Origin of the sequence: Streptomyces sp. NPDC001194 (assembly GCF_042896985.1) — a bacterium.
In the GTDB taxonomy this organism is placed as follows: domain Bacteria; phylum Actinomycetota; class Actinomycetes; order Streptomycetales; family Streptomycetaceae; genus Streptomyces.
This window is the reverse complement of sequence record NZ_JBIAXU010000018.1, coordinates 58956-82169: the sequence shown is the minus strand read 5'-3', so window position 1 is coordinate 82169 and position 23214 is coordinate 58956. Positions and strand designations below refer to the sequence as shown.

Below are 23214 nucleotides of genomic sequence, written 5' to 3'. Positions count from 1 at the left end.
CCACGGGTTGGCGCCCGGCCGGACGAGGCGGCCGCGGCGAACAGGGGGCGGTTGCATGCCACGTGACACAGTGTTCTTACCCACGGGGTGGTCCCGGCGCTGGCTGGACGCCGCTCTCGCGCTGTGGGTCGTCGGGTTCCTGGGGGTCGCGCTGGCCGCGCAGACGAACCAGCACCTCGGCAACGTCGGGGCGGCTAAGGCCCTGCGCACCGAGCCGGGCCAGGCCGGGACGGTCCAGCTGGCCGACGACGGCCTCTATCTGGTGTGGATCGAGAGCCGCACCGATCTGCCCCGGCCCCTGGCCCTGCAAGCCATGGTGTCGGGCGGCGCGCGCAACAAGCCCGGGAGCACGGTGTCCCTCGCCGCCGTCGACGGACACCCCCTCGACCAGGGGACCTGGCGCACCCCCAGGCTGGGCGAGGCGGTCGACCACCGCTACTGGTACGCGGACGAGCGCGGGCACTGGCAGGCCTGGCCGGCCGTCACCGCCCCCCTGCAACCGGGCGGGTACACGCTGGACACGCCCCTGCGCGGGCCGGGCATCAGGCTGGCGATCGCGAAGGTGCCCGCCGTTCCCCCCGAGAACCAGACCCGCTTCCTGGCGCTGGCAGGCGCCGGGGCGGCCCTGTGGGCCTTCAGCGCCCTGCGCCGGCGCGGCATCAACCGACGGGTCCTCGGGCCGGACGCGCCCGCCCTCGCCTGACCGGCCCCGAGCACCACCACGACCACATACCACCGGGGGAGCGGACATGTTCGACGAAAAGCCGTGGTACGACCTGGAACGGGCCAACGAGAGGGAACGGGTCCTGGGAAGGCCGCCGGGGAGGGGCATGGCGCACTCCGTGTCGACCGACGGGGCCGCCCTGGTGCCGCTGATCCTCTCCCCGATCGGCATCGCGATCCTCGTCCTCCAAGGGCTCGCCGCCGGGGTGGACAGGCTGACGTACGACTCCCCGCTCGCCTTCCTCTTCCCGGTCCCCGGGGACGGCCCGGCCCGCTTCGCGCTCAGCCTGATCACCCTGGTCCTGTTCGTCCCGGGCACCCTGCTGTGGACCTCGCGCAGACTGCGGACCACCAGGCTGCGGCCCCTGTGCACCTGGCTGCTGTCGCCGGCCGCCGTCCTGCTCGTACCCGTGGTGGTCCACGTGGCCGTCACCACCTACACCACCGACGTCGTCAGGCTGGGCGGGTGAAGGCCCCCGCCGGCGGTACGGGCCGGGCCGCGGCCGTACTGTCCTCGCTGGTCACCCCCGGGCGCCTGCCGGCACCCCTGGGCGCCGCCGGAGCGCTGCTGATGCTGCTGGGCGCCGTACTGCCGTGGGTCGTCGGGGCCGACGCCGACACCCTGTCCTACGGATTCCGCGCGGACGCCGCCACCGGCGCCCCCGCCCTCGGATCGCGTGCCGGGCTCGCGGGCGGGGACGCCCTCGTCGTGGTCCTCGCCGGCGCCGCCGCGCTCTGGGCGGCCGGCCTGCTGGCGTTCGGGCGCGGCCGCTTCGTGCACCGCACGGTGCTGGTCGCGGCCGCGGTGCTGGGAGGCGCCTGGGCGGCGCTGGACCTCGCCGAGACCGGTACCGTGCGCGACCGCGCCGGACGGCTGCCCGACCTGGCCGCGGGCCCCGGACCGTACGTGGTCCTGGTGGCCGTGCCCCTGCTGCTGGCGGCCGCCGTCCTCGCGAAGCACAACGTCTTCGAGGAGCAGGAGGTCCGCACGCTGCGCGCGGTACGGCTGTGCGACAACGGACGCGTCGGCGAGGCGCTGGAGGCGCAGCAGCGGACCGTGCGCGCCGCGCGCCGCTCTCCCGGACGGAGCCACCCGTCCACGACGAGCGCGACCGTGGAACTGGTCCGGATGTACGTCTGGGCCGGCTGGCCGGGCCGGGCGGCGGAACTGGCCCGGCAGGCCTCCGAGGACGCGCGCGCGTGGGCACCGGACAACCCGGAGGACTACCGGCGGCTCCAGGCGGACATCGCCGAGATCCTCGGCTGACCGGACGCGCCGGTGCCCGCCGCGCGGCGGGCACCGGGCAGGGGCACCGGGCGGGGGCGGGCTAGCGGCCGATCAGCGGGTAGTGGTCGGAGAGGTTGGTGTACGTGTACGAGGTGCCCCAGCTCGAGACGGTCCAGGGCGCCGACTCCTCCTTGACCACGTTGTTCTCCCAGCCCGCCGGGCGCGCGTTGCCCTTGCGGTAGAGGACGTAGTCCAGGTCCTCGCGCGGGTCCGTCGGGTATCGGTAGTTCGCGATCGAGTTCTGCGCGGTGTCGAACGAGTACGGGTGGCCCGTGCGCGAGTCGGAGTCCGCCAGGTCGGCGGTGGCGAGCATGGACGCGAACTCGGGGGAGCGCGAGTCGACGTTCATGTCGCCGGCCACGATGACCTGTTCGCCCGCCGGGATGTTCTTTGCGTCCAGGAAGGCGTCTATCGCCTTGAACTGCCGGGCGCGCATGTCGGCCGCCTCGCCGGAGCCGCAGCCCGGGTCGGTGGACTGGGCGTGGGTGCCGACCACGTGGACCTTGGTCCCGCCCACGTTCAGCACGACGTAGGCGAAGCCCTTGTTGGACCACCAGTCGGCGCCGCAGGCGTCCTTGTAGACGACCTGCTCCTTGCGGAGGATCGGCCACTTGCTGAGGATCGTGACGCCGCCGTCCTCGGGGGTGGTCGAGGAGTAGGCGCCGCCCGTCGCGTCCCAGCCGCTCTTGCTGCGGCCGACGATCGGGGTCTGGTACGGGTACTGCGCGGAGGCGCCCGACTTGAGCGCGTCCGAGGCGCCGTTGTCGAAGGCCTCTTGGAGCACGACCACGTCGTGTCCCTGGAAGAAGGACGCCTTGGGGATCTCCGAAGCCCGGTGGTCTTGACCCCAGTTGGGGTAGAGGTTCTTGCTCATCAGGAACGTGTTGTACGTGAGGACGCTGAGCCGCGGGACCGCGGCGCTCTCCGCGGCCGAGGCGGCCGGCGCACCGGTGGCGGCCAGTGCGCCGACGGCTATCGCCGCAACGGCCGTGGCGGCGGCGCGGTTGCGGCTGAGCTTGGTGTGCAGCATGAGGTCTCCATCATTCCTGCAGGGGGGAGATCGACTCCGTCATCCAAGCAGCCGCGGTTACCTCTGGGTAACACCCGTGACAAGACTTTCTGTCCGGGAGCGGACGTCTGGTGCTCGCGCCCCGCGACGCCGGTGCCCGCGGCCCGGTCCTTCGGCGATCGCATACTGGAACCATGAGAGATGCAGAGCTCCCCGCACCCGGACCGAAGGCCGCGCGCCGCCCCGATCCCGAGCCGCCGGCCCCCGGCGGGGTGCTCTGGACCATCTCCGGCGACATCCGGGCCCTGCTGATGCTCCCCGCCGCCTTCACCATGCAGGTGGCCCACCCCGCGATCGGCGCCGGGGTCGACGAGCACTCGGTCTTCCGGACCGACCCCTGGGGGCGCGGCGAGCGCTCGCTGCGCTCCGTCCAGCTGTGGGTCTACGGCGGGGCGGAGGCCGCCGAGGAGGGCCGCCGGGTACGCCGCCTGCACAAGGAGATCCAGGGCATCGACACCCGGGGACGGCGCTACCACTCCCTCGACCCCGCCTGCTACTCCTGGGTGCACGCCACCGGCTTCCCGATCTACCTCTACGCCGGGCGGTACCTGCTGCGCCGCTTCACCCCCGCGCAGGAGCGGCAGTTGTACCGGGAGTGGCTCCAGGTCGGCCGGATCCTCGGGATACACGACCGGGACATGCCGCAGACCATCGAGGAGTACTGGGTCTACTACCACCGGATGCTGGCCGAGGAGATCGAGCCGACCAAGGTCGCCCGCGAGCTGGTCGCCACCGACGTGCCGCTGCCGAGGCCCGAGGGCGGCTCCCTTCCGGTACGGCTGCTGCTGCGGCTCGCCTGGCCGGTGCTGCGGGCCGCGTTCCTGCACTTCCGGGCGTTCGTCACCGTGGGGTACATGCCGCCCGAGGCCCGTGCCGCCATCGGGCTGGAGTGGAGCCCGGCCCAGGAGTGCAGGCTCCGGCGGCTCAGCACGGCCGTACGGCTGCTCGTACCGCTGCTGCCGGAGCGCCTGCGCTACCTGCCCATCGCCCGCGCGGCCCGGGCCCGCCGACGCGCCGGCACCCCCTGAGGGGCGCCGGCGCGCGGGGACCCGTACGCGCTGCGCGGCTCAGTGGTCGTGGATCGTGTTCGTCTCGGCGATCTTCTTCCAGGACTTCGGCTCCACCGGCTTCGCGGCGGGAGCCTTGAGGGAGCGGGCGTTCCCGGCCGGGGCGGCCGGCGGGGCGAAGGCGGGCTTGCCCGGGGTGTACAGCCAGGTCTCGAAGAGCTGGGCGAGGGGCTTGGCCGACACCTTCTCCGCGTACCGGACGAAGTCCCCGACCTTGGCGTTCCCGTAGGCCCGCTCGGTCGGCCAGCCCTTGAGGATCTTGAAGAACTTCTCGTCGCCGATCTCGTTGCGCAGCGCCTGGAGGGCGATCGCGCCGCGGTCGTAGACGGCTCCGTGGAACTGGTTGTCCGGGCCCGGGTCGCCCGGCTTGACCTGCCAGAACGGGTCGTCCGCGGCGCGCTGCCCGTACGTCCAGTCGGCGAGCTCCTGCGCGGTGCCCTCACCCTCCTTCTCCGACCACAGCCACTGGCTGTAGCGGGCGAAGCCCTCGTTGATCCAGATGTCCTTCCAGCCGTCGACGGAGACGCTGTCCCCGTACCACTGGTGGGCCAGCTCGTGCACGACCACCGAGACGTTGGCGCCGTTCGCGAACTGCTTCGGGCTGTAGAACGGCCGGGTCTGCGTCTCGAGCGCGAAGCTGGAGGGCACGTTCGGCACGTACCCGCCCAGGGCGTTGAAGGGGTACGGCCCGAAGACCCCCTCCAGCCACTCGGCGACCTCGCCGGTCCGCTCCACGCTCGCGCGCGCCGCGCCCGCGTTGTCGCCGAGGTCCTTGCTGTACGCGTTGACGATCGGCAGCCCGCTCGCCGTCGTACCGGTGGTGACGTCGAACTTGCCGATGGCGAGGGTGGCGAGGTACGTGGCCTGCGGCTTGTTCGAGCGCCAGTTGTACCGGGTCCAGCCGAGCCGGGAACTCTGCGACTGGAGCACGCCGTTGCTGATGGCCTGGGTGCCGTCGGGGACGTTGACCGAGATGTCGAAGGTGGCCTTGTCGAGCGGGTGGTCGTTGCTCGGGAACCACCAGACGGCCGAGTCGGGCTCCTGCGCGGCGACGCCGCCGTCCGGGGTGCGCTGCCAGGCCGACCAGCCGTCGATCTTGAACTCCGAGGGCTTTCCGGCGTACTTGACGACGACCGACGCCGGGGTGTCCTTCTTCAGCACCTGGGCGGGGGTCACCTCCAGCTCGTGCTCCCCGGACGTGGCGAACTTCGCCTTGGCGCCGTTGACCCGGATCTCGCTGACCTTCAGGCCGAAGTCCAGGTTGAAGCGGGAGAGGTCCTGCCTGGCGGTGGTCAGGAGCGTGGCCGTGCCCTCCAGCAGGTCCGTCTTCGGCTGGTACTGCAGGCGCAGGTCGTAGTGGGACACGTCGTACCCGCTGTTGCCGCTGGCCGGGTAGTAGGGGTCGCCGATCCCCGGGGCCCCTTGTACGGAACTCGCCGCCGACGCCGGGATCACCAGCAGGAGGGAGGCGGCGAGGACGCTCGGGGCGATGACTTTGCGGTGCACGAAGAGCTCCAAGGGGTAGGGAGACAGTTCTGTTCAACGGCTTGTCGTCCGACCGTATTCACGCCCGCCGCCCTACGTCATGTCCATGGCCCCTCGTGTCACACGATCGCCATTCGGCCGTCACAGGGGAGCGGCCGGGCCGGTGGCCACCGCCCCGAACGGCCGTGTCCGGGTACGCGAACGGCCTTCTTCCGCGCGGTGCGCCGCGCGGAAGAAGGCCGGAAACCGGATGCCCGCGATACCCGGAGGGCCCCCGTCTAGAGGCCGTTCAGCTTCGAGTTCGACGCGAGGAACTGGTTGCCGATGCCGGTGTCGTTGCTCGAGAAGAGGCCCGAGGCGCCGCGCAGGCTGGTCTTCTCGGACGCCAGACGGCCCATCAGGGTCTTCACCTGCTGGTCCCAGGTGTCCGCCACCTTCTTCAGGCCGGCGGCGGTCTCCCAGCCGTCGAAGCCCTTCTGGGCGGCGCCGGTGTCGGTGTCCGCGTGCTCGGCGGCCTTCTTGGTGTTGGGCTCCAGCTCGGTCTCGATCGTGTTCGCCGCGGCCTTCTTCTGGGCCGGCGTCGAAGCGAAGTCCCCGGAACCGCCCGGAACGAAGGGGCCCATCGGGCCCTTCGGGTTGCCCGGAGCCGTCGGCCCCGTCGGCGGAGCCGTCGGGCCGCTCGGCTCGACCGGTACGTGGTTCAACCGCATGCCGACCTGAAGGTCCGCCACTTGGCCGCCATCCTCTGACATGTTCACGCCTCCCCGTTGGTGTCGGCTCGATCATATGCACGACGGCCGGGACTCGGTCTACCCGACATACTGAGCGGTCGGTAATCTGGCCGCCATGACGATTCCTGCGCGCGCCGCCCGCAACTGTTGGCATGCAGCGATCAATCCGCTGCACGCGACCATCTACTTCTCTCCCGATCTGGGCAAGGAGTTCGCCGCCCTCGGGGTCACCGAGCGGCCCGCCGTGAACCTCGCCTCCCGCTCCGCCGCCATGGGAGCCGTCGGACCCGGCACGGTCACCGCCACGTTCTACAACTACCGCCACGACTTCGTCTCCCGCCACCTGCCCGCCGTCTGGGACACCACCACCCCCGAACAGGCCCTGGACGCCCGGCTGCGCGCCGCCGACGCCACCCTGCGCCGGCTGCTCGGCACGGAGGCGATCGATTCCCCCGAGCTCGCCGAGGCCGCCGACCTCGCCCTGCGCGCCACCGAGGGCTGCACCCGGCACGCCCGGCCCCTCTACGCCGCCCACGCCGACCTCCCCGTACCCGAGGAGCCGCACCTGCGGCTCTGGCACGCCACCACCCTGCTGCGCGAGCACCGCGGCGACGGCCACCTCGCCGCCCTGCTGCTCGCGGGGCTGGACCCGCTGGAGGCCCTGGTCAGCCACACCGCCACCGGGCGCGGCATGACCCACAAGTGGATCAAGGCCATCCGCGGCTGGGAACAGTCCGACCTCGACGCCGCCGCCGACCGGCTGCGCGAGCGCGGGATCCTCGACGCCGAAGGCGAACTCACCGCGGAGGGCGCGGCCGTGCGCGAGCGCCTCGAAGCCGACACCGACCGCCTCGACGCGGCCCCGTACGAGCACCTCGGCGCCGAAGGCCTGGCCAGGCTGGCCGAGCTCGGCGGCGGACTCGTCGTCAAGGCCGTCGCGGCCGGCGCCTTCCCCGCGGACGCCTTCGGCAAGGCCTGACGGGTCCGGCGCGGGTCCGGGACGGGGCCGGGCGCGGCCCCGGGCCCGGCCCCGGGCGGGGACCCGGGCGCGGGTCTCCCGGCCCCCGCCGTCGCCACCTGCCACAATTGGCAGCCTTCCAGTGCAAACGAAGGCAGGCGGGACCCGATCGTGACGATGTCCATCGAAGGCAGGATCGCCGAGGAGCTCGGCGTACGGGAGCGGCAGGTCAAGGCCGCCGTCGAGCTGCTCGACGGCGGCTCCACCGTGCCGTTCATCGCGCGCTACCGCAAGGAAGCGACCGAGATGCTCGACGACGCCCAGCTGCGCACCCTCGAGGAGCGGCTGCGGTATCTGCGCGAGCTGGAGGACCGGCGCGCGGCGATCCTGGACTCCGTGCGGGAGCAGGGCAAGCTCGACGCCGAGCTGGAGGCCCGGATCAACGCGGCCGACACCAAGGCCCGGCTGGAGGACATCTACCTCCCGTTCAAGCCCAAGCGGCGCACCAAGGCGCAGATCGCCCGCGAGGCCGGCCTGGAGCCGCTCGCCGACGGCCTGCTGGCCGACCCGTCGGTGGAACCGGCCGCCGCCGCGGCCGCGTTCGTCGACTCCGACAAGGGAGTCGCCGACCCGGCCGCCGCCCTGGAGGGCGCCCGCGCGATCCTCACCGAGCGCTTCGGCGAGGACGCCGACCTCATCGGCGAGCTGCGCGAGCGCATGTGGGGCCGCGGCCGGCTCGCCGCGAAGGTGCGCGAGGGCAAGGAGGAGGCGGGCGCCAAGTTCGCCGACTACTTCGACTTCGCCGAGCCCTTCACCGCGCTGCCCTCGCACCGCGTCCTCGCCATGCTGCGCGGTGAGAAGGAGGACGTCCTCGACCTCACCCTGGAGCCCGAGGAGCCCCGCGAGGAGCCCGGCCCGTCCACGTACGAGGGCATGATCGCCCGCCGCTTCGGGGTGAACGACCGCGGCCGCCCCGGCGACAAGTGGCTGGGCGACACCGTCCGCTGGGCCTGGCGTACGAAGATCCAGGTGCACCTCGGCATCGACCTGCGGATGCGGCTGCGCCAGGCGGCCGAGGACGAGGCCGTACGGGTCTTCGCGTCCAACCTGCGCGACCTGCTGCTCGCGGCGCCCGCCGGCACCCGCGCCACCCTCGGCCTCGACCCGGGCTTCCGCACCGGCGTGAAGGTCGCCGTCGTCGACGCCACCGGCAAGGTCGTGGCGACCGACGTGATCTACCCGCACGTGCCCGCCAACAAGTGGGACGAGTCCCTCGCCAAGCTGGCCCGGCTCGCCGGGGAGCACGCGGTCGAGCTGATCGCCATCGGCAACGGCACGGCCTCGCGCGAGACCGACAAGCTCGCCGGGGACCTGATCACCCGCCACCCCGAGCTGAAGCTCACCAAGGTGATGGTGTCCGAGGCCGGCGCCTCCGTGTACTCGGCCTCCGCGTTCGCCTCGCAGGAACTCCCGGACATGGACGTGTCGCTGCGCGGCGCCGTCTCCATCGCCCGGCGCCTGCAGGACCCGCTCGCCGAGCTCGTCAAGATCGACCCCAAGTCGATCGGCGTCGGCCAGTACCAGCACGACCTCTCCGAGGTGAAGCTCTCGCGCTCGCTCGACGCGGTGGTCGAGGACTGCGTGAACGGTGTCGGTGTCGACGTCAACACCGCCTCCGCCCCGCTGCTCTCGCGGGTCTCGGGCATCAGCGGCGGGCTCGCCGAGAACATCGTGGCCCACCGCGACGACAACGGACCCTTCCGCAGCCGCAAGGCCCTCAAGGACGTCGCGCGCCTGGGTCCGAAGGCGTACGAGCAGTGCGCGGGCTTCCTGCGGATCCGCGGCGGGGACGACCCGCTGGACCTCTCCAGCGTGCACCCCGAGTCGTACCCGCTGGTCCGGGGCATGGCCAAGACGGCCGGCAGCGACGTGGCGGCGCTGATCGGCAACACCGCGGTGCTGCGCTCGCTGCGGCCGGAGCAGTTCGTCACGGAGGCCTTCGGCCTGCCGACCGTGACGGACATCCTGCGCGAGCTGGAGAAGCCGGGCCGCGACCCGAGGCCGGCCTTCAAGACCGCCACGTTCAAGGAGGGCGTCGAGAAGATCGGCGACCTGGAGCCGGGAATGATCCTGGAGGGCGTGGTCACCAACGTGGCCGCGTTCGGCGCCTTCATCGACATCGGCGTCCACCAGGACGGGCTGGCCCACGTCTCGGCGCTGTCGAAGAACTTCGTCAAGGACCCGCGGGACGTGGTCAAGCCGGGCGACATCGTCCGGGTGAAGGTCCTGGACGTGGACATCCCGCGCAAGCGGATCTCTCTGACGCTGCGGCTGGAGGACGAGGCCGACCGCCCGGCGGGCGGCGCCCCGCGACAGCGCGAGGACCGCCAGGAGCGACGCGGTGGCGGCCGTCCCCCGCAGCAGCGCGGCGGCCAGGGTCAGGGCGGAGGCCAGAGCCAGGGTCAGGGCCGGGGCCAAGGACAGGGCGGCGGGCAGGGCAGGGGCCAGGGCGGCGGGCAGCGCCAGGGCGGCCGGGGCCAGGGCGCCGGCGGCTCCCCGGCCCCGGCCAACAGCGCGATGGCCGACGCCCTGCGCCGGGCCGGCCTCACCGGGGGCGACGAGGGGCGCCGCAAGCGCTGAGACGGGCGTGTCCCGAGGCTCCGCCGGCACCGGTCCGGCGGAGCCGCCGGGGCGCGGTGCGCGGGCGGGACCACCCGGTTCCCAGGATGGCCGAATAGGCACCCCACCTGGGGACACATCTTGCGAACTCCCGCACATGATCTGTAGGCATGGTGGAACGCCCGTTCGCCGAATGGCGAACGGGCTTCCGTTTCTCTCCTCAGGACCCCACTCCCAGAGGCCGCCTTGAAGGCACAGGACGCCATGCCCACGCCCACGCACGCCTACCGACGCTGCCCGCGAAAGGGTCCGAAGAGGGATCACATGCCCCACTCGCAACCCAGCCTCCGTAAACGGTGCGAGAAGATTCTCGGCCATCTGGAGCTGACACATCCCTTCTCCATCGAGGGGCTGTGCAACCGGATCGCCGAGCAGCGGGGCCGACCGATCCACCTCCACCCGCTCCCCAAGGAAGCGGCGGAATCCGGGGTCTGCGGGCTGTGGGTGGGCACCGACAGCGTCGACTTCGTCTTCTACGAGGCACAGACCACCGCGCTGCACCGCGAGCACATCGTGCTCCACGAGCTCGGGCACATCCTGTTCGGCCACAACTCCCTGGAGGCCGAGGACAACGACGGGCAGGTCCCCACCGTCCTCGGGCGCACCAACTACACCACCAGCCAGGAGCAGGAGGCGGAAATGCTGGCCAGCATGATCCGCATCCGCACCACGGGATCCTGTCCGCAGTCGGCCCCCGGGCCCCGCTCCACCCTCGCCTGGCTGGAATCCGCCATGGGCTACGGGCGGGGGAGCCATGGACGCCGCTGACCTCACCGCGTTCGGCGACTCGCTCGCCGTGCCCAGCGTCGTCTGCCTCTGGACGGCCGTCCTGCTGCGCGCCCCCGCCGCCCTGCGCTCCCCGCAGCAGCGCGGCCTGTGGCTCGCCGTCGCCACCGCCGCCGCCGCGATGACCCTCAACCTCCCCGACGTCGTCACGTACGCGATGCGCGACCCGGACTACGCGCACACCGTCGGCCTCGTCCGCAACCTGATCGGCGTGCTGTCCGCGGGCACCGTGCTCTACTTCGTCGCGGCCGCCACCCGTGGCCGGGCCCTCCAACTCGCCGCCTGGGTGGGCACGGTGGCCTGGCTGACCACCCTGGTGGTGCTCGACACGGCCGCCCCCGCGCACACCGCCCACACCATCCCGCCGCAGGGCGACCCGGTGCCCTCGCTCGCGTACTGGCTGCTCCTGATCTGCGCGCACCTCCTCGCCAACACCACCTGCGTCTCACTGTGCTGGCGCTACAGCCGGCGCACCGAGAGCCGGGGACTGGCCGCCGGGCTGCGGCTGTTCGGCCTCGGCACCGCGCTCGCGGGCCTGTTCTGGTTCGCGTACCTGCTCAAGGCCCTGTTCGGCAGCACCTGGGCGATGCCCGCCCTGCCGCTGATGATGAACCTGCACGGACTGCTGCGGGCCGCCGCGATCCTCGTGCCCACGCTGTTCACGCTGCGTCGCACGAGCGCCGACATCGCCACCGCCTGGCGGCTGTGGCCGCTCTGGCACGACCTGGTCCAGGCCGTCCCGCACGTCGCCCTCACCAAGCCGCGGGCCGGCCGGGTCGTGGAGCTGCTGTGGCCGCCCGTCCCGCGCAACCTGCTGGTGTACCGCAAGGTGATCGAGACCCGCGACGCGATCCTGATCCTCGGCGAGTACGTCGCCCCGGGCGTTCCGGAGCTGGCCCGCAGCCACGTCACCGGGCACGGGATTCCCGAACAGCGGCGCACCGCGGCCGCGCTGGCCTGCGTACTGAAGGAGGCGCGGCAGGCGAAGCTCGCCGGACTGCCCGGGCAGCCGGGGGAGGACGCCGCGTGGGAACTGCCCGCCGCGATGCAGACCTCCGCCGAGGGCGGCGACCTGGACGACGAGGCCCGGTTCCTGGTCGACGTGGCTCAGGCCTACGGATCCCCGTCGACGACGGACTTCACCCCTCAGGGCCCGACCCCGCAGCGCCCGCGCACCCCGTAAGGAAGTGATCCTCCCTTGACCACCGTTCTGATCACCGGGGCCAGTGCCGGACTCGGCGCGGCCTTCGCCCGCGGCTTCGCGGCCAAGGGCTGCGAGCTCGTCCTGGTCGCCCGCGACAAGGACCGCCTCGAAGACGTGGCCCGGGAACTCGGCCGGGAGTTCGGCACGGCCAGCGAGGTACTGCCCGCCGATCTGCTGGACCCCGCGGACTGCACGGCCGTCGCCGAGCGGCTCGCCGACCGGGTGCGGCCCGTGGACATCCTGGTCAACAACGCGGGCTTCGGGCTGCCCGCACCGTTCCCGTACAGCCCGGTCGAGGACGAGGAGCGGCTGCTCGACCTGATGGTGAAGGTCCCGCTGCGGCTCACCCACGCCATGCTGCCCGGGCTGCGCGAGCGCCGCCGGGGCGCGGTGGTGAACGTCTCCTCGGTGGCCGGACTGCTGCCGACCGGGACGTACGGGGCCGCCAAGGCCTGGGTCACCGCGTTCAGCGAGTCCCTGCGGGTGGACATGGCGCCGTACGGGGTCCGGGTGCTCGCGGTGGTCCCCGGGTTCACCCGCACCGAGTTCCAGGCGCGGGCCGGGATGGACGTCAGCTCCCTGCGCGAGGCGGTGTGGCTGGAGCCCGAGGCCGTGGTGGGCAAGGCCCTGCGGGACCTGGCCCTGCGCCGGCCGGTGAGCATCACCGGCCGGCGCTACCAGGCGTACGCGCTCGCCGTCCGGCACCTGCCGCGCGGCTTCGTGGCCGAACGGATGGCCCGCAAGCGGCGCGCGCCGGAGCGGGACGGATCGGCCTAAAGCTCGGTGACCTTGCCGTCCGCGACCTCCAGGCGGCGGGTCACCTGCACCGCGTCCAGCATCCGGCGGTCGTGGGTGACCAGCAGCAGGGTGCCCTCGTAGGCGTCCAGGGCCGCCTCGAGCTGTTCGATCGCCGGAAGGTCCAGGTGGTTGGTGGGCTCGTCCAGCACCAGCAGGTTGACCCCGCGGCCCTGGAGCAGCGCCAGGGCCGCCCGGGTGCGCTCGCCGGGGGAGAGCGTGGCCGCCGGGCGCAGGACGTGCGCCGCCTTCAGGCCGAACTTGGCCAGCAGGGTCCGCACTTCGGCCGGCTCGGTGTCCGGTACCGCCGCGCAGAAGGCCTCCAGCAGCGGCTCGTCCCCGAGGAAGAGCCCGCGCGCCTGGTCCACCTCGCCGACCAGTACGCCCGAACCGAGCGTGGCCGCACCGGAGTCGGGCGCCAGCCGGCCGAGGAGCACGGCGAGGAGCGTGGACTTGCCCGCGCCGTTGGCGCCGGTGATCGCGACCCGGTCCGCCCAGTCGATCTGCAGGCTGGCCGGGCCGAAGGCGAAGTCCCCGCGGCGCACGGCGGCTTCGTTCAGGGTGGCGACGACCGAGCCGGAGCGCGGCGCCGCCGCGATCTCCATGCGCAGCTCCCACTCCTTGCGGGGCTCGTCGACGACCTCGAGCCGCTCGATGGCGCGCTGCGTCTGGCGGGCCTTGGCGGCCTGCTTCTCGCTGGACTCGCCCCGCAGGTTCTTGCCGATCTTGTCGTTGTCGCTCGCCTTGCGGCGGGCGTTGCGGACGCCCTTGTCCATCCAGTTGCGCTGCATCTGGGCGCGGCCCTCCAGGGCCGCCTTCTTGCCCGCGTACTCGTCGAACTCCTCGCGGGCGTGGGAACGGGCCCGCTCGCGCTCCTCCAGGTAGGCGTCGTAGCCGCCGCCGTAGAGGTTGATCTGCTGCTGCGCCAGGTCGAGTTCGAGGACCTTGGTGACCGTGCGGGTCAGGAACTCGCGGTCGTGGCTGATCACTACGGTGCCCGCGCGCAGGCCCTTCACGAACCGCTCCAGACGCTCCAGACCCTCCAGGTCCAGGTCGTTGGTCGGCTCGTCGAGCAGGAAGACGTCGTAGCGGGAGAGCAGCAGCGAGGCGAGGCCCGCGCGGGCCGCCTGGCCGCCGGACAGCGCGGTCATCGGCAGGTCCAGGCTCACGGCCAGCCCGAGCTCGTCGGCGACCTCCTGGGCCCGCTCGTCGAGGTCGGCGCCGCCTAGGTTCAGCCACTGGTCCAGGGTCGTCGCGTACGCGTCGTCCGCCCCCGGGGTCCCGTCGACCAGGCCCTGGGTCGCCGCGTCCAGCGCCGCCTGGGCGGCGGCGACGCCCGTCCGGCGGGCCAGGAAGTCCCGTACGGACTCCTCGGGGCGCCGCTCCGGCTCCTGGGGGAGGTGGCCGACGGCGGCGGTGGGCGGGGAGAGCCGCAGCTCTCCGGTCTCCGGCGTGTCCAGGCCGGCGAGCAGGCGCAGCAGGGTGGACTTCCCGGCGCCGTTGACGCCGACGAGGCCGATGACGTCGCCGGGGGCGACGACGAGGTCGAGATCGGCGAAGAGCGTGCGCTCACCGTGCGCGGCGGTGAGGTTCTTGGCGACGAGGGTTGCAGTCATGGTCCGTCGATCCTATCCGCGCCGCGGGGCATGGCCGTAAAGGTGGGATGAGCGTCATTGCGGCCATCGGCGCCGCGTCACACCATGGGGTCATGTCGTTGCGAAACGTGCTTGTCGTCCTCTACGACGGCCTGCAGAGCCTGGACGTGACCGGGCCCGTGGAGGTGTTCGCCGCCGTCGGCCGCTTCCCGGGCCGGGCGGACGGCGGGTACGCGATCCGCACGGTCTCCCCGAGCGGGGCGCCCGTACGGACGAGCAGCGGGCTCACGCTCGTGCCGGACGGGGAACTGGAGGGCGAACGGCCGGGGGCGGGCACCACCCTGCTGGTGCCGGGCGGACGGTACCGGGGGGACTTCGAGCCCCGGCTGACCGACTGGCTCCGCGCGTACGGGGGCGGCGCGCAGCGGCTGGTGTCCGTCTGCACCGGCGGGCTGCTGCTGGCCGAGGCCGGGCTGCTGGACGGCCGGCGGGCGACGACGCACTGGTACGCGTGCGAGCAGATGGCCCGGGACTACCCGCGGGTGACCGTCGAACCGGACCCGATCTACGTACGGGACGGCCCGGTCGCCACCTCGGCCGGGGTCACGGCGGGGATCGACCTCGCGCTGGCGCTGGTGGAGGAGGACCACGGGCGGGAGCTCGCGCTGCGCATCGCGCGGCACCTGGTGGTGTTCCTGCGCAGGCCCGGGAACCAGGCCCAGTTCAGCGCGCAGCTGGCGGCGCAGACGGCGCAGCGGGATCCGCTGCGGGAGGTGCAGCAGTGGATCACGGAGCATCCGGGCGCGGACCTCAGCGTGGAGGCGCTGGCGGCGCGGGCCAGGCTGTCCCCGCGCCACTTCGCCCGTGCCTTCCAGCAGGAGACGGGGGTCACACCCGGCCGCTACGTGGAGCGGGTCCGCGTGGAGTGCGCGCGGCGCCTCCTGGAGGACACCGGGGACGGGGTCGCGCAGATCTCGCGCGCCTGCGGCTACGGCACCCCGGAGGCCCTGCGCCGCGCCTTCGTGAAGACCCTGGGCCAGCCCCCGGCCGAGTACCGCCGCCGCTTCGGTTCCGGCCCCGGCCCCACCTAGACCACCCCCGGACCACCGCCGGCGGGCAAGGCACCACTCAGGAGGAAGCATGCAGATCGCCGTCCTGCTCTACGACCGGTTCACCGCGCTCGACGCCATCGGGCCCTTCGACACCCTCGGGCGGCTGCCCGACGCGGAGGTCGTGTTCGTCTCGGAGCGGCCCGGGCCGGTGCGGACCGACAACGGGGCGCTCGCCCTCGTCGCCGACAAGGGGCTCGAGGAGGTGACCCGGCCCGACATCGTCGTCGTCCCGGGCGGGCCCCACCCCGAGCTGGAGATGGAGAACGCGACCGTCGTCGACTGGCTGCGCGCCGTCGACGCCACCACCACCTGGACCACCTCGGTCTGCACCGGCTCGCTCCTGCTGGCCGCCGCCGGGCTGCTCAAGGGGCGCCGGGCCGCGAGCCACTGGCTCTACCTGGACCGGCTGCCCGCCTTCGGCGCCGAGCCCACCGGTGAGCGCGTCGTGTACGACGGGAAGTACGTCACCGCCGCCGGGGTGTCCTCCGGCATCGACATGGGCCTCGGCCTCCTGGGCCGGATCGCGGGCGACGCGTACGCCCAGACCGTCCAGCTCATGACCGAGTACGACCCCCAGCCGCCCTACGACGCCGGCTCGCCGGACAAGGCCCCGGCCGAGATCGTGGCGCGGCTGCGGGCGCTCAATCCGCCGGGCGCCCGGTAGTCCGCCCGGCAGCCCGCCCGGTCACGGGCGCGGCGGGGCCGGCGCGGTGGTCCAGCCGAACGACGGCGTACGGCGTTCCAGGAACGCGGTGACACCCTCCGCGGTGTCGCCGCTCCCGGCGGCCTGCGCGGCCCAGTACGCGTCCCGGTCGGTCCGCCCGTTCGCGAACTCCTTGGCCGCCGCCTGGGTCAGCTGCGAGCGGGTGGTCAGGACGCGGGCGAAGTCCGCCACGCGCTTGTCCAGTTGCCCGGCCGGCAGCAGCTCGTTCAGGAAGCCGGCCCGCAGCGCGTGCTCCGCGTCGATCAGCTCCGCCGAGAAGAGCAGGTACTTGGCCACGGCCGGGCCGACCAGCGCGGCGAGCCTGCGGGTCGAGGACGCGGGGTAGACGATGCCCAGCTTCGCCGGGGTCACCCCGAAGGAGGCCCCCTCCTCGGCGAAGCGCAGGTCACAGGCGGCCGCCAGCTGGCTGCCGCCGCCCACGCAGAACCCGCGGATCGCCGCGAGCGTCGGCTTCGGGAAGGCGGCCAGGGCCTCCTCCGCCGCCACGGCCAGCGCCTGCGGGTCCTCGTCCCCGGCCAGCGAGGAGATGTCGGCCCCCGCACAGAAGGTCGGTCCCGCCCCGGTCAGGACGAGCACCCGTACGGCCGGATCGGCCGCGAGCCCGTCCAGTACCTCCGGAAGGGCCCGCCACATCGCCGCCGTCATGGCGTTGCGCTTGGCGGGATGCGCGATGACGACCGTGGCGACCCCGTCGGCGACGGTGTGCAGGAGGGCTGCTTCCTGTGCTGCGTCCATGCGCCGGATGCTATCCCGGTCGGCCGATCCTACGATCAAGGAGTCCGTCCGGGGGTGCGGGAAGGCGGCACGACCACGGGGACTTCCGGCTCGGGGCCGTCGTCGCCGCGCTCGACACCGCCGCCGGCTCCGTGGTCCTGCGCCGGAGCAGCAGTCTCCACGTGATCGGAATCTTCTCCTTGCTCGCCCTGCTGTTCGACGGGGTGAGCCCGGTCCTCCCGGGCCTGAGCGCCCGTCGCATTCCGGGCTTGGTCAGGGAAGACGGGGTGCCGGCGGCCGGGGCGGCCGCGGCCGGGCCGGGGATCGCGGCCGGGAAGGGCCCCGCGGAGGACCAGGAACGGTCGCACAACTGACGCTGTCATACGCCAACGATCAGAAAGCGTCCGATTGACGCTGACTTCTGGTCAGGGGTCCGGTCCGGACCGGAGCGCTCCCCACTCTTGACGCGTGGAGACGATCGAGCGTGAAGACGGGGGCCGGAAGATGGATGTCAGCGGGAGCGTCCCGCCAGCCGGGGAGGGGGAGCCGGCGGCCGCACCGGCCGACCCCCTCGCGTACGAAGGCGTGTGGCGGTTCACCGTGCCCGCCGTAGAAGAATCCGTTCCGCAGGCCCGCCGGGCCGTCCGCGACCTGCTGGGCCGCCAGGGCGTGCCCGCCGACCGGGACCTCGTGTACTCGCTGCTGCTGATCGTCTCCGAACTGGTGACGAACTCGGTCCGGCACGCGGCCCTGCTCTCGCCGCAGGTCGCGGTCGAGGTCGCCATCGGCCGGGAGTGGGTACGGGTGGCGGTCGAGGACAACCACCCGTACCGCCCCAAGGCACTGGAGGCGGATTTCGGTCAGACCGGCGGCCGGGGCCTGCTCCTGGTGCGCGAGGTCACGCGGGAGTCCGGCGGGGTCTGCGACGTCGAGCACACCTCGACGGGCGGCAAGGTCATCTGGGCGGCCCTGCCGCTCGCCGCACCCGCCCCGCGGACCCCCGCGGTCTGAGACGACGTACGGACGGCTACCAGCCCGCGGCATCCCCGGTCAGTTCGCGGATCGCGGGCCGGGCCGCGTCGAGCACGGTCATGAACCAGGCGGAGAACGGCACCTTGGCGTGCCGCTCGGCCAGCTCCTCGGCGGTCACGAACGCGGTGTCCCCGACCTCCTCCGGATCCGGCTGCGGACGCGACTGCGCGAGTCCCACGAAAAGGTGGTTGTACTCCTGCTCCACGAGGCCCGACGCGGGGTCCGGGTGGTTGTAGCGCACGGTTCCCGCCTCCGCGAGCAGCGAGGGCGACAGGCCCAGCTCCTCGTGGGTCCGCCGGGCGGCCGCCGCGAAGGGCGACTCCCCGGGATAGGGGTGACCGCAGCAGGTGTTCGACCAGACGCCGGGGGAGTGGTACTTCCCGAGGGCGCGCTGCTGGAGCAGCAGGCGGCCCTGCTCGTCGAAGAGGAACACGGAGAAGGCCCGGTGCAGCAGACCGGGCGCCTGATGGGCGGAGAGCTTCTCCGCCGTGCCGATGGTGTTGCCGGACTCATCGACCAGTTCGAGCATGATCGGTTCCTGAGTGCCGGTGCCGGGGGACGCGGTGTTCGCGGCGGTGGCTGGTGTGGTCGGCATACCCATCCTTCGCTTCGGACTTCGGCCTTCAGTCTGCCGTACAAAAGAGGCTTGTCCCCACTTCGGCCATCCGCGCATGTCCGCCCTTGAGGCGTGGTAAGCGGCGGGTGCGGAGCAACCCCGCACCCCGGGTTTGTGGTATCTCGCCGTGATCGTCAATGATGATCGCGCCGGGGCCGGAGGCCCCGGAATATTCGGCTTGTCGGGGAGTAAACGGGCGGTGAACCCCCGCTTCCATTCATCCGATAGCCTCTGCCGACGTGCCGCCGCCCCCCGCCGGGGCGCCCGTCCAGTGTTCGCTGCAAGGAGTGAGTCCGTCTGTCGACCGTCATCCTCACCGGCCTGCCGGTCCCCGGATCACCGCTCACCGACGGGCTGCGCTCCCTCGGCTTCGACGTCCGCCCGGCCGCCGGCCCCGAAGAGACCGCCGCGGTGCTGGCCGGCGTACCGGCCGACCAGCGCGTCGCCGTCGTCGACAGCGCCTTCGTCGGACACGTCCACGCCCTGCGGCTCGCACTGACCGACCCGCGCTTCGACGCCTGCGCCGTGACGGGCGCCCTCGCCGTCCAGCCGGCCGCCCGCGCGGCCCTGGACAAGGCCGCGGCCCTCCCGGCGGAGGGCGACGGCCCGTACGCGGACCGCCTCGCGGCCGCCGTCGAGGCCGCCGGGACCACCGTCCAGCACCCCGAGCTCGGCACCCTGGTCGCCGCCGTCCCCACCACCGACGCCGAGCGCGCCGCGGCGGACGCCGCGGTCGCCGCCGTGGACGACGAGGCCGTGCGCCTGCGCACCGCCGTGAAGTCCCGCGACGGGTTCTTCACCACCTTCTTCATCAGCCCGTACTCGCGCTACATCGCCCGCTGGTGCGCGCGCCGCGGCCTGACCCCGAACCAGGTCACCACCGCCTCCCTGATCACCGCGCTGATCGCGGCCGGCTGCGCGGCCACCGGCGAGCGGGGCGGCTACATCGCGGCCGGCGTGCTGCTCCTCGTCTCCTTCGTACTGGACTGCACGGACGGGCAGCTCGCCCGCTACTCGCTCCAGTACTCGACGATGGGCGCCTGGCTCGACGCCACCTTCGACCGCGCGAAGGAGTACTCCTTCTACGCCGGTCTCGCGCTCGGCGCGGCCAGGAACGGCGACGACGTGTGGGCCCTCGCGCTCGGCGCGATGATCCTCATGACCTGCCGCCACGTCGTGGACTTCGCCTTCAACGAGGCCAACCACGACGCGACCGCGAACACGAGCCCGACGGCGGCCCTGTCCGACAAGCTCGACAGCGTCGGCTGGACGGTCTGGGTCCGGCGGATGATCATCCTGCCGATCGGCGAGCGCTGGGCCATGATCGCGGTGCTCACCGCGGCCACCACCCCCCGGATCGTCTTCTACGCCCTGCTCATCGGCTGCGCCTTCGGCGCCCTCTACACCACGGCCGGCCGCGTGCTGCGCTCGCTCACGCGCAGGGCGAAGCGGACCGACCGGGCCGCGCAGGCGCTGGCCGACCTCGCCGACTCCGGTCCGGTGGCCGAGCTCGCCGGCCGGGTCGTGGGCCGGATGGCCCCCGGGGCCGGGACAGCCGCCGCCGTGATCGGCTCGGTGGCCCTGCTGTGGACGGCCTGGGCGTACGAGTTCGGCGCCCGCCAGGTGATCATCGCCGCCGCGTTCTACGCCGTGCTGGCCGGAGCGGCCGTCGCCCGCCCCCTCAAGGGCGCCCTCGACTGGCTCGTCCCGCCCGTCTTCCGGGCGGCCGAGTACACCACCGTGCTGATCCTCGCCGCCAAGGCGGACGTGCCCGGGGCCCTTCCGGCGGCATTCGGACTGGTCGCGGCGGTCGCCTACCATCACTACGACACGGTCTACCGCATCCGCGGCGGATCGGGCGCGCCCCCGCGGTGGCTGGTGTGGACGATCGGCGGTCACGACGGCCGGGTGCTGCTGACCGCGGTCCTGGCCGCCGTCCTGGCGACGCGCGCCGCGGACTTCCCCGTCGCGCTCACGGCCCTGGCCGTGTTCGTGGCACTCGTGGTGCTCGTGGAGAGCATCCGCTTCTGGGTCTCCTCCGGGGCACCCGCCGTACATGACGAAGGAGAACCAGCATGATCGGCCTTGTACTCGCTGCCGGTGCCGGACGCCGCCTGCGTCCCTACACCGACACCCTGCCCAAGGCCCTCGTGCCCGTCGGCCCCGAAGGCGCCGAGGACAGCCTGACGGTGCTGGACCTCACCCTCGGCAACTTCGCCGAGGTCGGCCTCACCGAGGTCGCGATCGTCGTCGGCTACCGCAAGGAGGCCGTGTACGAGCGCCGCGAGGCCCTGGAGGCCAAGTACGGCGTCAAGATCACGCTGATCGACAACGACAAGGCCGAGGAGTGGAACAACGCCTACTCCCTGTGGTGCGCCCGTGACGTCCTGAAGCAGGGCGTGATCCTCGCCAACGGCGACACCGTCCACCCGGTCTCCGTCGAGCGGACCCTGCTCGGCGCCCGCGGCGAGGGCCGGAAGATCATCCTCGCCCTCGACACGGTCAAGAGCCTGGCCGACGAGGAGATGAAGGTCGTCGTCGACGGCGCCGAGGGCGTACGGAAGATCACCAAGCTCATGGAGCCGTCCGAGGCCACCGGCGAGTACATCGGCGTCACGCTCATCGAGCCGGAGGCCGCCGAGGCGCTCGCCGAGGCGCTGAAGACCACCTTCGAGCGCGACCCCGACCTGTACTACGAGGACGGCTACCAGCAGCTCGTGGGCGACGGCTTCGTCATCGACGTGGCCCCCATCGGCGACGTCAAGTGGGTCGAGATCGACAACCACGACGACCTCGCCAAGGGCCGGACGATCGCATGCCAGTACTGACGAGGCTCATCCCCTCCCCGGTCGTCGTCGACATCAGCCGCGGCGCCATGGACGACCTGGCCGGCCTCCTGGCCGACCAGCGGATCTCGGCGTCCGGCAAGCTGGCGATCGCGATCAGCGGCGGCTCCGGCCAGCTGCTGCGCTCCAAGCTGGAGCCCGTACTGCCGCACGCCGACTGGTACCCGGTCGCCGACGGCACGATCGACTCCGCCGTCAAGCTGGCCGACGACATAAAGGGCCGTCGCTACGACGCCGTCGTCGGCCTGGGCGGGGGCAAGATCATCGACGTGGCGAAGTACGCCGCGGCGCGGGTCGGCCTGCCCATGGTGGCGGTCGCCACCAACCTGGCGCACGACGGCATCTGCTCGCCCGTGGCCACGCTGGACAACGACAACGGCCGCGGCTCCTACGGGGTGCCCACGCCGATCGCGATGGTCATCGACCTCGACGTGATCCGCGACGCCCCGGTGCGGTTCGTCCGCTCCGGCATCGGCGACGCGCTCTCGAACATCTCGGCCATCGCCGACTGGGAGCTCTCGCACAAGATCACCGGGGAGCCCGTGGACGGCCTGGCCGCCGCCATGGCCCGTACGGCCGGGGAGGCCGTCCTGCGCCACCCCGGCGGCTGCGGCGACGACACGTTCCTCACCGTGCTCGCGGAATCCCTGGTGCTCACCGGCATTGCCATGTCGATCAGCGGGGACACCCGGCCGGCCTCCGGCGCCTGCCACGAGATCAGCCACGCCTTCGACCTGCTCTACCCGGGCCGCTCCGCGCTCCACGGCGAGCAGGTAGGCCTCGGCGCCGCCTTCGCGATGTTCCTGCGCGGCGCCGACGAGCAGGCCGGGCTCTTCGTCGAGTCGCTGCGCGGTCACGGCCTGCCCGTGCTGCCCGCCGAGATCGGGTTCAGCGCGGACGAGTTCGTAGCGGCCGTCGAGTACGCCCCCCAGACCCGTCCGGGACGCTTCACGATCCTGGAGCACCTCAATCTGTCCACAGCCGAGATCAGGGACGCTTACGCCGACTATGCCAAGACCATCCGTAGCTGAACTCCGGCCCGTCGTTCACCCGCCGGGCGTCAAGGACCGGCGCAGTGGCGAGCACTGGGGCGGTCGCCTGTACATGCGCGAGATCTCCCTGCGCATCACCCGCGTCCTGGTGAACACCAAGGTCACGCCCAACCAGCTGACCTACGTGATGACCCTCGCCGGTGTCCTGGCCGCCCCGGCCCTGCTGATCCCGGGCATCTGGGGCGCCGTCCTCGGCGTGGTCATGGTCCAGCTGTACCTGCTGCTCGACTGCGTCGACGGCGAGGTCGCCCGCTGGAAGAAGCAGTACTCGCTCTCCGGCGTGTACCTGGACCGGGTCGGCGCCTACCTGTGCGACGCGGCCGTCCTCGTCGGCTTCGGGCTGCGCGCCAGCGACCTGTGGGGCACCGGGCGGATCGACTGGCTGTGGGCCTTCCTGGGCACCCTCGCGGCCCTCGGCGCCATCCTGATCAAGGCCGAGACCGACCTGGTCGGCGTCGCCCGCCACCAGACCGGCAAGGAGCCCGTCGCCGAGGCCGCCGCCGAGCCGCGCTCCTCCGGCATGGCGCTGGCCCGCCGGGCCGCGTCCGCGCTCAAGTTCCACCGGCTCGTCCTCGGCATCGAGGCCTCGCTGCTCATCCTGCTGCTGGCGATCCTGGACCAGGTACGGGGCGACCTGTACTTCTCCCGGCTCGGCGTGGCCGTGCTGGCCGGCATCGCGATGCTCCAGACGGTGCTGCACCTGGTGTCGATCCTGGCCTCCAGCAGGCTCAAGTGACG

Annotated in this window: 23 protein-coding genes; 17 read left to right on the top strand and 6 right to left on the bottom strand. The window is 72.8% G+C overall.

Annotation, left to right across the window (positions count from 1 at the left end):
- Positions 1-55 precede the first annotated feature (55 nt).
- Genes ACFY1T_RS28480 through ACFY1T_RS28470 form a run of 3 tightly spaced genes read left to right on the top strand, consistent with a single transcriptional unit; the run spans position 56 to position 1990 of the window.
- Positions 56-703 carry a hypothetical protein gene (locus tag ACFY1T_RS28480; protein ID WP_390790686.1) on the top strand — a complete coding sequence of 216 codons (648 nt, stop codon included), beginning with the start codon at positions 56-58 and terminating at the stop codon, positions 701-703.
- Positions 704-749: 46 nt separating this feature from the next.
- Positions 750-1193, top strand: a complete 444-nt coding sequence (locus ACFY1T_RS28475; RefSeq protein WP_390790685.1) for a hypothetical protein — start codon at positions 750-752, stop codon at positions 1191-1193.
- Positions 1190-1990 (top strand): hypothetical protein, encoded by an 801-nt coding sequence (locus ACFY1T_RS28470; protein ID WP_390790684.1) that lies wholly within the window; start codon positions 1190-1192, stop codon positions 1988-1990. The genes ACFY1T_RS28475 and ACFY1T_RS28470 overlap by 4 nt, the downstream gene beginning before the upstream one ends.
- Positions 1991-2051: 61 nt before the next feature.
- Here ACFY1T_RS28470 and sph read toward each other — a convergent pair whose 3' ends face one another.
- The gene (sph, locus tag ACFY1T_RS28465) at positions 2052-3041 is read right to left on the bottom strand and encodes a sphingomyelin phosphodiesterase (protein ID WP_390790683.1); all 990 of its coding nucleotides are present in this window, start codon (positions 3039-3041) and stop codon (positions 2052-2054) included.
- 173 nt (positions 3042-3214) lie between these two features.
- Here sph and ACFY1T_RS28460 point away from each other — a divergent pair, with 173 nt between their 5' ends.
- Entirely contained in the window at positions 3215-4108 is an 894-nt protein-coding gene (locus ACFY1T_RS28460; RefSeq protein ID WP_390790682.1) for an oxygenase MpaB family protein, read from the top strand.
- A gap of 39 nt (positions 4109-4147) precedes the next feature.
- On the opposite strand, the gene ACFY1T_RS28455 is transcribed toward ACFY1T_RS28460, so the two are convergent.
- Both ACFY1T_RS28455 and ACFY1T_RS28450 read right to left on the bottom strand, forming a co-directional pair.
- Positions 4148-5653 (bottom strand): M1 family metallopeptidase, encoded by a 1506-nt coding sequence (locus ACFY1T_RS28455; RefSeq protein WP_390790681.1) that lies wholly within the window; start codon positions 5651-5653, stop codon positions 4148-4150.
- Positions 5654-5910: 257 nt separating this feature from the next.
- Positions 5911-6363, bottom strand: a complete 453-nt coding sequence (locus tag ACFY1T_RS28450) for a hypothetical protein (RefSeq protein ID WP_390790680.1) — start codon at positions 6361-6363, stop codon at positions 5911-5913.
- A gap of 115 nt (positions 6364-6478) precedes the next feature.
- On the opposite strand from ACFY1T_RS28450, the gene ACFY1T_RS28445 reads away from it, so the two are divergent.
- From ACFY1T_RS28445 to ACFY1T_RS28425, 5 genes are all read left to right on the top strand, one after another.
- Positions 6479-7342, top strand: coding sequence for a hypothetical protein (locus tag ACFY1T_RS28445; RefSeq protein WP_390790679.1), 864 nt, complete (start codon positions 6479-6481; stop codon positions 7340-7342).
- 150 nt (positions 7343-7492) lie between these two features.
- A complete protein-coding gene (locus tag ACFY1T_RS28440; protein ID WP_390790678.1) occupies positions 7493-9961 on the top strand; it encodes a Tex family protein in 2469 nt (822 codons plus the stop codon).
- A 303-nt stretch (positions 9962-10264) separates the two neighbouring features.
- Positions 10265-10768, top strand: coding sequence for a hypothetical protein (locus ACFY1T_RS28435; RefSeq protein ID WP_390790677.1), 504 nt, complete (start codon positions 10265-10267; stop codon positions 10766-10768).
- Complete coding sequence (locus ACFY1T_RS28430) at positions 10755-11969, top strand: MAB_1171c family putative transporter (RefSeq protein ID WP_390790676.1); 1215 nt, start codon at positions 10755-10757, stop codon at positions 11967-11969. The genes ACFY1T_RS28435 and ACFY1T_RS28430 overlap by 14 nt, the downstream gene beginning before the upstream one ends.
- Positions 11970-11984: 15 nt before the next feature.
- Complete coding sequence (locus ACFY1T_RS28425; protein ID WP_390790675.1) at positions 11985-12767, top strand: SDR family NAD(P)-dependent oxidoreductase; 783 nt, start codon at positions 11985-11987, stop codon at positions 12765-12767.
- Here the strand turns inward: ACFY1T_RS28425 and ACFY1T_RS28420 are convergent.
- The gene (locus tag ACFY1T_RS28420; protein WP_390790674.1) at positions 12764-14401 is read right to left on the bottom strand and encodes an ABC-F family ATP-binding cassette domain-containing protein; all 1638 of its coding nucleotides are present in this window, start codon (positions 14399-14401) and stop codon (positions 12764-12766) included. The two genes, ACFY1T_RS28425 and ACFY1T_RS28420, sit on opposite strands and share 4 nt — an antisense overlap.
- Positions 14402-14493: 92 nt before the next feature.
- Here ACFY1T_RS28420 and ACFY1T_RS28415 point away from each other — a divergent pair, with 92 nt between their 5' ends.
- Both ACFY1T_RS28415 and ACFY1T_RS28410 read left to right on the top strand, forming a co-directional pair.
- Positions 14494-15471, top strand: a complete 978-nt coding sequence (locus tag ACFY1T_RS28415; protein ID WP_390790673.1) for a GlxA family transcriptional regulator — start codon at positions 14494-14496, stop codon at positions 15469-15471.
- A 49-nt stretch (positions 15472-15520) separates the two neighbouring features.
- The gene (locus ACFY1T_RS28410) at positions 15521-16156 is read left to right on the top strand and encodes a DJ-1/PfpI family protein (protein ID WP_390790672.1); all 636 of its coding nucleotides are present in this window, start codon (positions 15521-15523) and stop codon (positions 16154-16156) included.
- Positions 16157-16177: 21 nt separating this feature from the next.
- Here ACFY1T_RS28410 and ACFY1T_RS28405 read toward each other — a convergent pair whose 3' ends face one another.
- Positions 16178-16951 carry an enoyl-CoA hydratase/isomerase family protein gene (locus ACFY1T_RS28405; protein WP_390790671.1) on the bottom strand — a complete coding sequence of 258 codons (774 nt, stop codon included), beginning with the start codon at positions 16949-16951 and terminating at the stop codon, positions 16178-16180.
- Between the two features lie 161 nt (positions 16952-17112).
- On the opposite strand from ACFY1T_RS28405, the gene ACFY1T_RS28400 reads away from it, so the two are divergent.
- Positions 17113-17304 carry a hypothetical protein gene (locus ACFY1T_RS28400; RefSeq protein ID WP_390790670.1) on the top strand — a complete coding sequence of 64 codons (192 nt, stop codon included), beginning with the start codon at positions 17113-17115 and terminating at the stop codon, positions 17302-17304.
- A gap of 130 nt (positions 17305-17434) precedes the next feature.
- Positions 17435-17941 (top strand): ATP-binding protein, encoded by a 507-nt coding sequence (locus ACFY1T_RS28395; RefSeq protein ID WP_390790761.1) that lies wholly within the window; start codon positions 17435-17437, stop codon positions 17939-17941.
- A 16-nt stretch (positions 17942-17957) separates the two neighbouring features.
- Here the strand turns inward: ACFY1T_RS28395 and idi are convergent, their stop codons facing one another.
- Entirely contained in the window at positions 17958-18557 is a 600-nt protein-coding gene (gene idi, locus ACFY1T_RS28390) for an isopentenyl-diphosphate Delta-isomerase (RefSeq protein WP_390790669.1), read from the bottom strand.
- 318 nt (positions 18558-18875) lie between these two features.
- On the opposite strand from idi, the gene ACFY1T_RS28385 reads away from it, so the two are divergent.
- The 4 genes from ACFY1T_RS28385 to ACFY1T_RS28370 are packed head-to-tail and all read left to right on the top strand — an operon-like array spanning position 18876 to position 23212.
- A complete protein-coding gene (locus ACFY1T_RS28385; RefSeq protein ID WP_390790760.1) occupies positions 18876-20657 on the top strand; it encodes a DUF5941 domain-containing protein in 1782 nt (593 codons plus the stop codon).
- Positions 20654-21406: a sugar phosphate nucleotidyltransferase gene (locus ACFY1T_RS28380; protein WP_390790668.1), complete on the top strand. Its 753-nt coding sequence runs from the start codon at positions 20654-20656 to the stop codon at positions 21404-21406. The genes ACFY1T_RS28385 and ACFY1T_RS28380 overlap by 4 nt, the downstream gene beginning before the upstream one ends.
- Entirely contained in the window at positions 21394-22455 is a 1062-nt protein-coding gene (locus ACFY1T_RS28375) for an iron-containing alcohol dehydrogenase family protein (RefSeq protein ID WP_383338477.1), read from the top strand. Before ACFY1T_RS28380 ends, ACFY1T_RS28375 begins: the two co-directional genes overlap by 13 nt.
- A complete protein-coding gene (locus ACFY1T_RS28370; RefSeq protein ID WP_078861087.1) occupies positions 22433-23212 on the top strand; it encodes a CDP-alcohol phosphatidyltransferase family protein in 780 nt (259 codons plus the stop codon). Before ACFY1T_RS28375 ends, ACFY1T_RS28370 begins: the two co-directional genes overlap by 23 nt.
- The last annotated feature ends 2 nt before the right edge of the window (positions 23213-23214 follow it).